Annotated in this window: 12 protein-coding genes; 1 reads left to right on the top strand and 11 read right to left on the bottom strand. The window is 72.7% G+C overall.

Annotated features, from left to right (window positions below):
* Positions 1-105 precede the first annotated feature (105 nt).
* The 7 genes from ACFYZF_RS12700 to pyrR all read right to left on the bottom strand — a co-directional run bounded on the left by ACFYZF_RS12700 (position 106) and on the right by pyrR (position 10029).
* A complete protein-coding gene (locus tag ACFYZF_RS12700; RefSeq protein ID WP_387019161.1) occupies positions 106-1380 on the bottom strand; it encodes an adenosylmethionine--8-amino-7-oxononanoate transaminase in 1275 nt (424 codons plus the stop codon).
* Between the two features lie 175 nt (positions 1381-1555).
* On the bottom strand, positions 1556-2593 hold the full coding sequence (locus ACFYZF_RS12695) for a quinone-dependent dihydroorotate dehydrogenase (protein WP_387019158.1): 1038 nt from the start codon (positions 2591-2593) through the stop codon (positions 1556-1558).
* A 130-nt stretch (positions 2594-2723) separates the two neighbouring features.
* Positions 2724-6071 (bottom strand): carbamoyl-phosphate synthase large subunit, encoded by a 3348-nt coding sequence (carB, locus tag ACFYZF_RS12690; protein WP_387019156.1) that lies wholly within the window; start codon positions 6069-6071, stop codon positions 2724-2726.
* Complete coding sequence (carA, locus tag ACFYZF_RS12685; RefSeq protein ID WP_387019153.1) at positions 6064-7251, bottom strand: glutamine-hydrolyzing carbamoyl-phosphate synthase small subunit; 1188 nt, start codon at positions 7249-7251, stop codon at positions 6064-6066. The genes carB and carA overlap by 8 nt, the downstream gene beginning before the upstream one ends.
* Complete coding sequence (locus tag ACFYZF_RS12680) at positions 7248-8525, bottom strand: dihydroorotase (protein WP_387019151.1); 1278 nt, start codon at positions 8523-8525, stop codon at positions 7248-7250. The genes carA and ACFYZF_RS12680 overlap by 4 nt, the downstream gene beginning before the upstream one ends.
* Positions 8522-9448 carry an aspartate carbamoyltransferase catalytic subunit gene (locus tag ACFYZF_RS12675; RefSeq protein ID WP_387019148.1) on the bottom strand — a complete coding sequence of 309 codons (927 nt, stop codon included), beginning with the start codon at positions 9446-9448 and terminating at the stop codon, positions 8522-8524. The genes ACFYZF_RS12680 and ACFYZF_RS12675 overlap by 4 nt, the downstream gene beginning before the upstream one ends.
* The gene (gene pyrR, locus ACFYZF_RS12670; RefSeq protein WP_387019146.1) at positions 9445-10029 is read right to left on the bottom strand and encodes a bifunctional pyr operon transcriptional regulator/uracil phosphoribosyltransferase PyrR; all 585 of its coding nucleotides are present in this window, start codon (positions 10027-10029) and stop codon (positions 9445-9447) included. Before pyrR ends, ACFYZF_RS12675 begins: the two co-directional genes overlap by 4 nt.
* 283 nt (positions 10030-10312) lie before the next feature.
* Between pyrR and ACFYZF_RS12665 the strand changes: the two genes are divergently transcribed.
* Entirely contained in the window at positions 10313-10801 is a 489-nt protein-coding gene (locus ACFYZF_RS12665; protein ID WP_091436620.1) for a transcriptional regulator, read from the top strand.
* 80 nt (positions 10802-10881) lie between these two features.
* On the opposite strand, the gene nusB is transcribed toward ACFYZF_RS12665, so the two are convergent.
* The 4 genes from nusB to aroB all read right to left on the bottom strand — a co-directional run bounded on the left by nusB (position 10882) and on the right by aroB (position 13475).
* Entirely contained in the window at positions 10882-11292 is a 411-nt protein-coding gene (gene nusB / locus ACFYZF_RS12660) for a transcription antitermination factor NusB (protein ID WP_387019328.1), read from the bottom strand.
* A 23-nt stretch (positions 11293-11315) separates the two neighbouring features.
* On the bottom strand, positions 11316-11873 hold the full coding sequence (gene efp / locus ACFYZF_RS12655) for an elongation factor P (RefSeq protein ID WP_387019143.1): 558 nt from the start codon (positions 11871-11873) through the stop codon (positions 11316-11318).
* Positions 11874-11946: 73 nt separating this feature from the next.
* Positions 11947-12402 carry a type II 3-dehydroquinate dehydratase gene (aroQ, locus tag ACFYZF_RS12650; protein ID WP_387019141.1) on the bottom strand — a complete coding sequence of 152 codons (456 nt, stop codon included), beginning with the start codon at positions 12400-12402 and terminating at the stop codon, positions 11947-11949.
* Complete coding sequence (gene aroB / locus ACFYZF_RS12645; protein ID WP_387019139.1) at positions 12399-13475, bottom strand: 3-dehydroquinate synthase; 1077 nt, start codon at positions 13473-13475, stop codon at positions 12399-12401. The genes aroQ and aroB overlap by 4 nt, the downstream gene beginning before the upstream one ends.
* Positions 13476-13653 lie beyond the last annotated feature (178 nt).

Raw genomic sequence — 13653 nt, 5'->3', positions numbered from 1 at the left:
CTCTCCCCGGTGCGCGGCACCCGCCGCGCACCGACACGCGCCGCAATCGGCGCGGCTGACCGATCCGGGACATGCCAAGCCGGACCGGTGGGCCAACGACGCGGGTCAGCCGACCGCCACGGCGGCGGCGACCCCGGCCGCGATCCTGGCGACGTCGGCGTCGCCGGTGACGTACGGGGGCATGGTGTAGACCAGGTCGCGAAACGGCCGCAGCCAGACCCCCTGCCCCACCGCGGCGGCGGTGGCCTTCGCAAGGTCCACCTCGTGGTCGAGCTGGACCACGCCGATCGCGCCGAGCACCCGCACGTCGGCCACCCCCGGTACGCCCCGCAGCGGCTCCAGACCGGCCCGCAGGCCCGCGCCCACCCTCGACACCTCGGCGGCCCAGTCTCCGGCCCGCAGCAGCCCGATGGAGGCGTTGGCGACCGCGCAGGCGAGCGGATTGCCCATGAACGTCGGCCCATGCGCCAGCACCCCGTCGCGGGAGATGCCCCACGCCACCTCCGCCGTACACAGCGCGGCGGCCAGCGTCAGGTACCCGCCGGTGAGCGCCTTGCCGACACAAAGCACGTCGGGACTCACCCCGGCATGCTCGGCGGCGAACATCGTCCCGGTGCGGCCGAAGCCGGTGGCGATCTCGTCGAAGACCAGCAGCACGCCATGGGCCCGGGTCACCTCGCGCAGCACCCGCAGGTACTCCGGGTGGTGGAAGCGCATCCCACCGGCGCCCTGCACCACCGGCTCGACGATCACGGCGGCCAGCTCGTCGGCGTGCCGCCGCACGGCGTCCACCAGCTCCGTCACGTACGCCGGGTCGGGCGGGGTGTCGAAGCCGCCCGGCGGCACGGGCGCGAACACCTGCCGGGGCAGCACGTCGCCCCAGAGGTGGTGCATGCCGCCCTCGGGGTCGCAGACGCTCATGGGGTGGAACGTGTCGCCGTGGTACCCGCCCCGCCAGGTGCCCAGCCGGCGCCGCTCCGGCCGCCCGACGGCCCGCTGGTACTGCAGGCACATCTTCACCGCGACCTCGACGCTCACCGAGCCGGAGTCGCACAGGAAAACCTGTTCCAGCCCTTCCGGGGCCAGCTCTACCAGCGTGCCGGCCAGCCGCACCGCCGGCTCGTGGGTCAGCCCGCCGAACATCACGTGGCTCATCCGGCCGAGCTGGTCGGTGACGGCCGCGTCCAGCACCGGGTGCCGGTAACCGTGAATGGCCGCCCACCAGGACGACATCCCGTCCACCAGTTCCCGGCCGTCGGCCAGCCGCAGCCGCACCCCCTGGGCGCTCTCCACCACATACGGCGCCGTGGCCGGCGGCAGCGACGCGTACGGGTGCCACACGTGCTCCCGGTCGGCGGCGAGGATCTCCTCGGGTGTCACAGGGCCCTCCTCCGTGTCCTCACGGGCGTGTCGCGCGGACCGACCCCGACCCGTACGCCCCCCTTTGCTCTGCTGCCGCGGAGGCAACACCCGCTGCCCGGACGCGGGACGGCAGCCGTTGCGCCCGCTGCAGCAGAGCAAAGGGGGCGGGGACACGATGTCGCCGGTCCCTCGTTCACCGGGTGTCGGCCGGGGTTGTCGCCCTGCAGGCCGTGCGGGCCACCGACCGGACCAGGGCCGGGCCCCGGTAGATGAACCCGGTGTAGAGCTGGACCAGGGACGCGCCCGCGTCGAACATCCGGGCTGCGTCGTCGGGGTCGACGATGCCGCCCACCCCGACCACCGGGAGCCGCCCGCCGGTCTCCCGATGGACGAAGGAGACCACCTCCCGGGCGCGGGCGGCCAGCGGACGGCCGGACAGGCCGCCCTGCTCCGCGCCCCGCGCCCGGTCGGCCGGGGCGAGCCCGGCACGGGCCAGGGTGGTGTTGGTGGCGATCACCCCGGCCGCACCCCGGTCCAGGCAGACCTCCAACAGGTCGGCGATCGCCGGGTCGGTCAGGTCCGGGGCGATCTTCACCAGCACCGGCTTCTCCCCCACCAGGGCCGCCAGCAGCGCGTCCAGGTGCGACCGGTCCTGCAACGCGCGCAGGCCCGGGGTGTTCGGCGAGGAGACGTTGACCGCGAAGTAGTCGCCGTGCCCGCGCAGCGCCCGGTAGGAGGCGAGGTAGTCCTGCACCGCCTCGTCCAGCGGGGTCACCTTGGACTTGCCCAACGAGATCCCCAGCGGCACCCCGATCGGGCGGGGCAGCGCGGCCAGCCGGCCCGCCAACGCCACCGCGCCGGCGTTGTTGAAGCCCATCCGGTTCACCACGGCCTCGCTGTCACGCAGCCGGAACAGCCGGGGCCGGGGGTTGCCCGGCTGGGCGTGCGCGGTGACCGTGCCGACCTCGACGAAGCCGAAGCCCAGCGCCGGCCACGCCGGCAGCGCCGCACCATCCTTGTCCATCCCGGCGGCCAGCCCCACGGGGTTCGGGAACTCCACCCCGAACACCCTCCGGGGCGCCCGCACGGCGTACCGGGCCCGCAGCCCGGCCAGCGCCACGGGCGACCGCGACACGGCGGCCAGCCGCCGCAGCGTCCACTCGTGCGCCGCCTCGGCGTCCCCCCGACCCACCCGGAACAACCCGGGCCGCAGCACCTTCTCGAAAATCACCACACCCTCCCCCGGGTCGCACCGCCGTGTTGATCAAAAAGTTTGCATCCGGGAACGGGCCCCTGGGCGAGCGGAACTTCTTGATCAACGCCGACCGGGCGGGGGGTTGGGGTTGTGGGTCGGGGTGGGGTCATCGGGTGGCTCGGAGGCTGGCGTGCAGGTCTTGGAGGGGGCGGACCTGCATGTCGCCGCGGATGTGGGCCTCGATGCCCATCACCGCCGCCGCCGCGCCCGGGACGGTGGTGATGCAGGGGATGTCGGCCGTCACGGCGGCGCTGCGGATCTCGTAGCCGTCGGAACGGGCGCTCGCCCCGGAGCCCTGCGGGGTGTTGACCACCAGCGCCACGTCGCCGCCGAGGATCATCGAGACCGCGTCCTCGCCCGCGCCGGACTCGTAGTGCTTGCGGATCTGCTCGCAGGCGATGCCGTGCCGGCGCAGCACCTCGGCGGTGCCGGTGGTGGCGACGATCTCGAATCCCAGGTCGGCCAGGCGCTTGATCGGGAAGATCATGCCGCGCTTGTCCCGGTTGGCCACCGAGACGAAGATCCTCCCGGCGGTCGGCAGCGACCCGTACGCGGCAGCCTGGCTCTTGGCGAAGGCGTGACCGAAGTTCGTGTCGATGCCCATCACCTCGCCGGTGGACTTCATCTCCGGGCCGAGCAGCGAGTCGATGCCCTTGCCCGACGGGGTGCGGAACCGCTTGAACGGCAGCACCGCCTCCTTCACCGCGATCGGCGCGTCGGCCGGCATCGTCCCGCCGTCGCCGGTCGGCGGGAGCAACCCCTCGGCGCGCAGTTCGGCGATGGTGGCGCCGAGTGCGATCCGGGCCGCCGCCTTGGCCAGCGGCACCGCCGTGGCCTTGGACACGAACGGGACCGTCCGGGACGCCCGCGGGTTCGCCTCCAACACGTACAGCACGTCGTCCTTGAGCGCGTACTGGACGTTGAGCAGGCCGCGCACCCCCACGCCCCGGGCGATCGCCTCGGTGTACCGGCGCACCTGCGCCAGGTGCGAGCCGGCCAGGGTGATCGGCGGCAGCGCACAGGACGAGTCGCCGGAGTGGATGCCGGCCTCCTCGATGTGCTCCATCACCCCGCCGAGGTACACCTCGCCGTCGGCGTCGCACAGCGCGTCCACGTCGATCTCGATGGCGTCGTCGAGGAACCGGTCGACCAGCACCGGGCGGTCCGGGGAGATCTCGGTGGCCCGGCCGATGTAGTCGCGCAGCGTCGGGTCGTCGTAGACGATCTCCATGCCCCGCCCGCCCAGCACGTACGACGGGCGGACCAGCACCGGGTAGCCGATCTCCTCGGCGATCGCCTTGGCCTCCTCGTACGAGGTGGCCATGCCGTGCGCGGGGGCGCGCAGCCCGGCCCGGGCCAGCACCGACCCGAACGCGCCGCGCTCCTCGGCCAGGTGGATCGACTCCGGCGAGGTGCCGACCACCGGCACGCCCGCGTTCTTCAGCCGCTGCGCCAGGCCCAGCGGGGTCTGCCCGCCGAGCTGCACGATCACCCCGACCACGCCCGGTCCGCCGGCCGCCCGGCCGGACGAGTCCTCGGCGTGCCAGACCTCCAGGACGTCCTCGAAGGTCAGCGGCTCGAAGTAGAGCCGGTCGGCGGTGTCGTAGTCGGTGGAGACGGTCTCCGGATTGCAGTTGACCATCACCGTCTCGTAGCCGACCGCCCTGAGCGCCATCACGGCGTGCACGCACGAGTAGTCGAACTCGATGCCCTGGCCGATCCGGTTCGGCCCGGAACCCAGGATGAGCACCTTGGGCCGGTCCGACGGCGCGACCTCGGTCTCGGACTCGTAGGTCGAGTAGTGGTAGGGGGTGGTCGCCTCGAACTCGGCGGCGCAGGTGTCCACCGTCTTGTAGACGGGCCGGATGTCGAGGCGGTGGCGCAGCGTGCGTACCCCGTCCTCGGCGGCCAGCTCCGGACGGAGCGCGGCGAGCTGCCGGTCGGACAGACCGGCCCGCTTGGCCCGGCGCAGCAGGTCGCCGTCGAGCACCGGGGCGTCGACGATCTCCGCCCGAAGCTCCACCAGCGCCGAGATCTGATCCAGGAACCACGGGTCCATCCCGCCGGACGCGGCGGCGACCTCGGCGATCGACGCGCCGAGGCGCAGTGCCCGCTCGACGGTGTACAGCCGGCCGTCGTGCGGGACGCGCAGCGCGGCGAGGGTGTCCTCCCTCGTCGCCCCCTGCGGATCCGGCACGCTCCAGAACCCGCCCGCTTTGGTCTCCATCGAGCGCATCGCCTTGTTCAGCGCCTCGGTGAAGTTGCGCCCGAGGCTCATCGCCTCGCCCACCGACTTCATGGTGGTGGTCAGCTCCGGGTCCGCGCCGGGGAACTTCTCGAACGCGAACCGGGGAATCTTCACCACCACGTAGTCCAGGGTCGGCTCGAACGCCGCCGGGGTCTTGTGCGTGATGTCGTTGGGGATCTCATCGAGGGTGTAGCCGATGGCCAGCTTCGCGGCGATCTTCGCGATCGGGAAGCCGGTCGCCTTCGACGCCAGCGCCGAGGAGCGGGACACCCGGGGGTTCATCTCGATCACGACGATCCGGCCGTCGGCCGGGTTCACCGCGAACTGGATGTTGCAGCCGCCGGTGTCCACCCCGACCTCGCGCAGCACGGCGATGCCCAGGTCACGCAGGCGCTGGTACTCCCGGTCGGTCAGCGTCATGGCCGGGGCCACGGTGACGCTGTCGCCGGTGTGCACGCCCATCGGGTCGATGTTCTCGATCGAGCAGACCACCACCACGTTGTCGTTGCGGTCGCGCATGAGTTCGAGCTCGTACTCCTTCCAGCCGAGCACGCTCTCCTCGATGAGCACCTCGTGCACCGGGCTGGCGGCCAGCCCCGCCCCGGCGATCCGCGCCAGGTCGGCATCCGTGTGCGCCATGCCGGAGCCCAGGCCGCCCATGGTGAACGACGGCCGGATCACCACCGGCAGGCCCAGCTCGACGACGGTGGCCTCGACCTCGGCCATGGAGTGACAGACCCGGGAGCGCGGCACCAGGCCGGTCGGGTCGGCGAGGCCGATCCGGGCGCCGGCCTTCGCCACGACGTCCTTGAAGAGCTGCCGGTCCTCGCCCCGGTTGATGGCGTCGATGTTCGCGCCGATCAGCTCCACGCCGTACTTCTCCAGCACGCCTGCGGAGTGCAGGGCGACCGCGGTGTTCAGCGCGGTCTGTCCGCCGAGGGTGGCCAGCAGGGCGTCGGGGCGTTCCTTGGCGATGACCAGCTCGACGAACTCCGGGGTGATCGGCTCGACGTACGTGGCGTCGGCGAACTCCGGGTCGGTCATGATGGTCGCCGGGTTGGAGTTGACCAGGCTGACCCGGATCCCCTCGCTGCGCAGCACCTGGCACGCCTGGGTGCCCGAGTAGTCGAACTCGCAGGCCTGCCCGATGACGATCGGCCCGGAGCCGATCACCAGGATGTGCTTGAGATCGGTCCGCTTAGGCATTCGTGCGCCCCTCGCTGTGGGTCCGGCCCTCGATGAGCTCGGCGAAGCGGTCGAAGAGGTAGTCCGCGTCGTGCGGGCCGGCCGCCGCCTCCGGGTGGTACTGGACGGTGAAGGCGGGCACGTCCCTCGCCCGCAGCCCCTCGACCACGTTGTCGTTGAGGCAGACGTGCGACACCTGGACGCCACCGAACTCGGTCTCGATCACCTGGTCGGGGACGACGGCACCCGGCGTCGGCACGGCGTCGGGCTCCTGTTCACGGCCCGGCCAGGCGACCGCGAAGCCGTGGTTGTGGCTGGTCACCTCGACCTTGCCGGTGACCCGGTCGAGCACCGGCTGGTTGATGCCACGGTGGCCGTAGCCGAGCTTGTACGTGCCGAAGCCCAGCGCCCGGCCGAGGATCTGGCTGCCGAAGCAGATGCCGAACAGCGGGATCCGCCGGCGCAGCACCTCCCGGGCGAGCTCGACGGGGCCGTCTGCGGTGGCCGGGTCGCCCGGGCCGGGCGAGATGAACACCGCGTCCGCGCCCGTGGCGAGCAGGTCGTCGATGCTCGACGAGGCGGGCAGCACGTGGGTGGTGACCCCGCGCGCGGCGAGCCGGCGCGGCACGTTGCGCTTGATGCCGAGGTCCAGGGCGGCCACGGTGAACCGGTGCGCGCCGTCGGCCTCGACCACGTACGGCTGCGGCGTGGTCACCTCGGCGGACAGGTCCGCGCCGATCATCTGCGACGCCTGGCGGACCCGGGCCAGCAGGGCACGCGGGTCGTCGTCGACGCTGGAGATGCCGACCCGCATCGCGCCGCGCTCGCGCAGGTGCCGGGTCAGCGCCCGGGTGTCCACCCCGCCGATGCCGACCACGCCCTCGGCGGCGAGCCGGTCCTCCAGCCCGCCGGTGGCCCGCCAGTTCGAGCCGATCCGGGCCGGGTCACGGACCACGTACCCGGCGACCCAGATCCGGCCGGACTCGTCGTCCTCGCCGTTGACGCCGGTGTTGCCGATGTGCGGCGCGGTCTGCACCACGACCTGCCGGTGGTAGGACGGGTCGGTCAGGGTCTCCTGGTAGCCGGTCATGCCGGTGTTGAAGACCGCCTCGCCGAAGGTCTCCCCGACGCTGCCGTACGCCTCGCCGTGGAACGTGCGCCCGTCCTCAAGGACAAGGATCGCGGGTTGCCTGCGACTCATCTCACTGCCTTTCCGTCCAGAACCGTCGGCTCGCCGCGCAGGAAGGTCGCCACGATGCGACCCGGAAGCGTCATGCGGGCGTACGGGGTGTTGCGACTGAGGCTGGCCAGCTCGGCGGACTCGACGACCCGCCGGGCGGCCGGGTCGACCAGGGTGAGGTTGGCCGGAACGCCGGGGGCCGGGTCGAGGCCGTGGGAGTCGAGCCCGGCGATCCGGGCCGGGGTGCGGGACATCCGCTCGGCGATCAACTCCCACTGCGGGCCGAGCACGTCCAGGGCGATCGACAGCGCCGTCTCCAACCCGAGCATGCCCGGTCGGGCGTACGCCCACTCGCACTCCTTGTCCTCCACGGCGTGCGGGGCGTGGTCGGTGGCGATGATGTCGATCACGCCCTCGGCGAGCGCGGCGCGCAGCGCGGCGACGTCGGTGGCGGTGCGCAGCGGCGGGTTGACCTTGTACACCGGGTCGTAGGTGGTCGCCTTGGCGTCGGTCAGCAGCAGGTGGTGCGGGGTGACCTCGGCGGTGACCCGGACGCCGCGGGCCTTGGCCTGGCGCAGCACCTCGACGCTGCCGGCCGTGGAGACGTGGCAGACGTGCAGCCGGCTGCCGACGTGCTCGGCGAGCAGCACGTCCCGGGCGATGATCGCCTCCTCGGCGACCGCCGGCCAGCCGGTCAGCCCGAGCCGGGTGGACACCTCGCCCTCGTGCATCTGCGCGCCCTCGGTGAGCCGGGGCTCCTCGGCGTGCTGGGCGATGATCCCGTCGAACGCCTTGACGTACTCCAGGGCCCGGCGCATCAGCACCGGGTCGGCGACGCAGTGCCCGTCGTCGGAGAAGATCCGCACCTGGGCCGCCGAGTCGGCCATCGCGCCCAGCTCGGCCAGGCGCTCGCCGGCCAGGCCGACGGTGACCGCGCCGATCGGCTGCACGTCGACCAGGCCGGCCTCCCGGCCGAGCCGCCAGACCTGCTCGACCACCCCGGCGGTGTCGGCGACCGGGGAGGTGTTGGCCATCGCACAGACCGCCGTGTACCCGCCCAGCGCCGCCGCCCGGGAGCCGGACTCGACGGTCTCGGCGTCCTCGCGGCCCGGCTCGCGCAGGTGGGTGTGCAGGTCGACCAGGCCGGGCAGGGCGACCAGCCCGGTGCCGTCGACCACCGTGGCGTCCGGCGCGCTCAGCCCCTGGCCGGTGGCGGCGACGACGCCGTCGCGGATCAGCAGGTCGGCCGGCGCGGCGCCGACGACGCTCACGTTGGTGATCAGGTACGCGGTCACAGCTTGTTCCCCCCGAGCAGGAGATAGAGGACGGCCATCCGCACGGAGACCCCGTTGGCGACCTGTTCGACGATGGTGGAGCGGGGCGAGTCGGCGACCTCGGGCGTGATCTCCATGCCCCGGTTCATCGGCCCGGGGTGCATGACGATCGCGTGCTCGGGCAGCCGGCGCATCCGCGGCCCGTCGAGCCCGTAGCGGCGGGCGTACTCGCGGGCGGAGGGGAAGTAGGAGTCCTTCATCCGCTCCCGCTGCACCCGCAGCATCATCACCACGTCCACGTCGGGAAGAACGACGTCGAGGTCGTAGGAGACGTCGGTGCCGGGGGCGAGGGCCGCCGCGATGTCGACGGGGATGAGGGTGGGCGGGCCTACGAGCGTGACCTTCGCGCCGAGGGTGGACAGCAGCAGCACGTTGGAGCGGGCCACCCGGGAGTGCAGCACGTCCCCGACCACCGCGACGTGCAGGCCGGCGAGCCGGCCCAGCCGGGAGCGCATCGTGTACGCGTCGAGCAGCGCCTGGGTGGGGTGCTCGTGGGTGCCGTCGCCTGCGTTGACCACCGACCCGTCCACCCAGTCGGCCAGCCGGTGCGGCGCTCCGGAGGCGGGGTGCCGGACGACCACCGCGTCGGCCCCCATGGCCTGGAGGGTGAGCGCGGTGTCCTTCAGGCTCTCGCCCTTGGCGACGCTGGAGCCCTTGGCCGAAAAGTTGATCACGTCGGCGCTGAGTCGCTTAGCCGCCGCCTCGAAGGAGATCCGGGTCCGGGTGGAGTCCTCGTAGAACAGGTTCACCACGGTCCGGCCGCGCAGCGCGGGCAGCTTCTTGACCTCGCGCCCGGCGACGGTGGCCATCTCGGCCGCGGTGTCCAGGATCTGGGTGGCGGTGGCGGCGTCCAGGTCGGCGGCGGAGAGCAGGTGGCGGATCACGCGAGCGCCTCTCCGTACAGCCGGACCTCGTCCGCGCCGTCGGTCTCGGCGAGGGTGACCCGCACGCTCTCGGCCAGCGCGGTCGGGATGTTCTTGCCGACGTAGTCGGCGCGGATGGGCAGCTGCCGGTGGCCCCGGTCGACCAGCACGGCGAGCTGCACCGAGGCGGGGCGGCCGACGTCGCCGAGCGCGTCGAGGGCGGCCCGGACCGTGCGGCCGGAGAACAGCACGTCGTCGACGAGGACGACCCGCTTGCCGTCGATCCCGCCGGGCGGAAGCTGGGTCGGGCCGACCGCGCGGGTGGCGTTGCGGCGCAGGTCGTCGCGGTAGAGGGTGATGTCGAGCACGCCCACCGGGACGGCGACGTCCTCGAAGGTGCTGATCCGGGCGGCGAGCCGCCGCGCCAGCGGCGCGCCCCGGGTGGGGATGCCGAGCAGCACGGTGTCGGCGGCGCCCTGGGTCTTCTCGAGGATCTGGTGGGCGATGCGGTCCACCACGCGCGAGACGTCCGCTGCGGTGAGGATCACCTTCACCGAGGGTTGTCGCGGTGGCGACGGATGGGCAGCCGATGGGTAGGCCACGGCGGACCTCCTTCCCCGCCTCACGGGACGGGTCGTTAAAGGATGTCTGGCACCTCCGGCGGACCGCGAACGGCCGGCGCCGGGGCTCACGCCACGTTACCAGCGGTCACGGGGCCTTCCGCCGCCGGCACTGACCCCAGGATCAGGGTGGCGAATCGGGATAACTCACCCTGTGCTCCTCAACGGTAGGGTCACGACCACTTGACCAGGTGTCGCAATCCCCGTACCGTCACGCTCCGTAGCGATCGCTGGGAGAACCCCGAGCAGCACTGGGAGTGTCCGAATGCCCTCTGAATACGCCAAGTCGCTGGGCGCCCGCCTGCGCTCCATCCGCCAGCAGCAGGGCCTGTCCCTGCAGGGGGTGGAGGAGAAGTCGAACGGGCGGTGGAAGGCCGTGGTGGTCGGCTCGTACGAGCGCGGTGACCGCGCCGTCACGGTGTCCCGCCTGGCCGAGCTGGCCGACTTCTACCGGGTGCCCGTCTCTGAGCTGCTGCCCGACGGCAGCGGGGTCCGTCACGAGCCCACCAGCAAGATCGTGCTGGACCTGGAGCGGCTCTACGACGAGGCCTCCGAGGAGCTGGCCTACGTCGCCCGGTACGCCCGCGCCATCCAGCAGCAGCGCGGCGACTACAACGGCCGGGTGCTCTCCATCCGCGCCGACGATCTACGCGCCCTGGCGATCGTCTACGACGCCTCGCCGTCCGGGCTGATCGAGCGCCTCACCGAGCACGGCGTGCTCGTCGCCGACCCGCGGGCGTTCTTCGCCTCCTGATCGAGGTCGACAGACGGAAGGGCCCGTGCCGGACGGCACGGGCCCTTCCCTCGTCGTACGGGTGCGGCGACGCCGCCGGCTCAGCGGGTGGCGTACTCGGCGATCCGGCCGAGCACCCCGTTGAGGAAGCGCGGCGAGTCGTCGGTCGACATCTGGCGGGCCAGCTCGACTGCCTCGCTGATCGCCACCGGGTCGTCGAGCTCGTCGACGTAGAGCAGCTCGTACACCGCGATCCTGGCCAGGTTGCGGTCGACGACCGGCATCCGGTCCAGCGTCCAGCCCTCGGCGTAGCTGGCGATCAGCTCGTCGATCCGGTCCAGGTGCGCGGCCACCCCCTCGACGAGGCCGACCGCGTACCCCAGGTGCTCCGGGTGAGGCTTCTCGATCCGCTGGAGGTAGCCGGCGAGCACCTCCACCGGAGGCTTGTTACGCAGGTCGGCCTCGTAGAGCACGTCCAGCGCCCGCTTGCGCGCCTTGCGGCGTGCCGGCATCTGTTGCTTGGCGCCCTCGGCCATCAGGCGCGGCCGAGGTAACGGCCGTCGCGGGTGTCGACCTTGATCTTCTCGCCGGTGGTGATGAACAGCGGCACGGGCACGGTCGCTCCGGTCTCGACGGTCGCCGGCTTGGTGCCGCCGGTGGACCGGTCGCCCTGCAGGCCCGGCTCGGTGTAGGTGACCTCCAACACGACGGAGGTCGGCAGCTCGATGTACAGCGGCACGCCCTCGTGGGTGGCGACGGTCGCCTCGGCCTCGGGGAGGAGGTAGTTGGCCGCTTCCCCGACGGTGCCGTCCGGGACGGTGATCTGGTCGAACGTCTCCAGATCCATGAAGACGTAGTCTTCACCGTCGGCGTAGAGGTACTGCATGGTGCGCTTGTCCACGGTCGCGGTCTCGACCTTGGTGCCCGCGTTGAAGGTCTTGTCGACCACCTTGCCGGACAGCACGTTCTTCAGGGTGGTACGCACGAACGCGCCACCTTTACCGGGCTTGACGTGCTGGAACTCGACGACGGCCCAGAGCTCTCCGTCGAGGTTGAGTACCAGGCCGTTCTTCAGGTCGTTGGTGGAGGCCATTTCCTGCCTTGATCATCAATTGGCGGACAGACCTGGCAAGTCTACTGCCTGCCGCCGCCGGCCGTCCCCGCCGTCAGCCGCCGGCCGGCTCCGCGCCCGGGCGGGCCGCCAGGTGGTGCAGGGCGAGACGGTAGCCGTCGAGACCCAGGCCACAGATCACCCCGGTCGCCACGGCGGAGACCACCGAGTGCCGGCGGAACTCCTCCCGGGCGTGGATGTTGGAGATGTGCACCTCGACGAGGGGGGCCCGCAGCATCGCGCAGGCGTCCCGGACCGCGATCGAGTAGTGCGACCAGGCCGCCGGGTTGAGCACCACCGCCGCGCCCTCGTCGGCCGCCTCGTGCAGCCAGCCGACCAGCTCGTGCTCGGCGTCGGTCTGCCGGACCACCACGTCCAGCCCCAGCTCCCGGCCGGTCCGCACGCACAGCGTCACCAGGTCGGCGTAGCTGGTCGCCCCGTACACGTCGACCTGGCGGGTGCCCAGCCGGCCCAGGTTCGGCCCGTTCAGCACGTACACCCTCGCGCTCACCGGCTGACCTCCCGGTAGGCGGCGTGCAGCAGCTCGTCGTCCGGGCCCTCCAGGATCGTCGGGCGGGCCAGGCCGTCGAGCACCACGAACCGCAGCCGCGAGCCACGGGTCTTCTTGTCCACCCGCATTGCGGCCAGCAGCTGCGGCCACGCGTCGGCCCGGTAGCCCGTCGGCAGCCCGAGCGCCGTGAGCACCGTGCGGTGCCGGGCCGCGGTCGCGGCGTCCAGCCGGCCGGCCAGCCGGGCCAGCTCGGCCGCGTAGACGAGGCCGACGGCGACGGCGTGCCCGTGCCGCCAGCGGTACTCCTCCACCTTCTCGATCGCGTGGGCCAGGGTATGGCCGTAGTTGAGCACCTCGCGCACCCCGGACTCGCGCAGGTCGCCGGAGACCACGTCGGCCTTGACCCGGATCGCCCGCTCGATCAGCTCCCGCACCACCGGCGAGGTCGGGTCGGTGGCCGCGACCCCGTCCCGCTCGACCAGGTCGAGGATCACCGGGTCGGCGATGAACCCGCACTTGACCACCTCGGCCAGGCCGGCCGCCAGGTCGGCCGGCGGGAGGCTGTCGAGCACCGTGAGGTCGCACAGCACCCCGGCCGGCGGGTGGAAGCCGCCGACCAGGTTCTTGCCGGCCGCGGTGTTGATCCCGGTCTTGCCGCCGACGGCGGCGTCGACCATGCCGAGCAGCGAGGTCGCCACCGCCACCCAGCGCACCCCGCGCAGCCAGCAGGCCGCGACGAAGCCGGCCAGGTCGGTGACCGCGCCGCCGCCCACCCCGACCACCGCGTCGGTACGGGTGAAGCCCGCCTCGCCGAGCCGGTCCCAGCACGCGGCGGCCACCTCGACGGCCTTGCCCGCCTCGGCGTCCGGCACCTCCACGGTCAACGGGGTCATCCCGACGGCGGCCAGGCGGGCGCCGAGCGCCTCGGCCAGCCCTTTCAGCGGCGGCGCGTGCAGCACCGCCACCCGGGTCGCGTCGGGCAGCAACATCGGGAGCGCGTCGAGCAGGTCACGTCCCACGAGCACGTCGTACGGCCGCTCGCCGCCGACCGGAATACGGGTCACCTCGTCCATCGCCCGGCAGCCTAGTCCAGCCGCCGGGTGCCAGGCGGCGACTGTCCACTCCGTGGCCGACGGGCGTGTACGTGTCCACACCTTCCAGGAACCAGTCCGGCTCGTCGTCCGGGTCGCCCGCCGCCCGCGACCACCCAAACTGCCCGAGACCGCCTGAATCAACCAGCCCGCCCAGCAG

It is taken from the genome of Micromonospora sp. NPDC001898 (assembly GCF_042891255.1).
GTDB lineage: Bacteria > Actinomycetota > Actinomycetes > Mycobacteriales > Micromonosporaceae > Micromonospora.
This window is presented reverse-complemented; position numbering and strand designations above follow the sequence as displayed.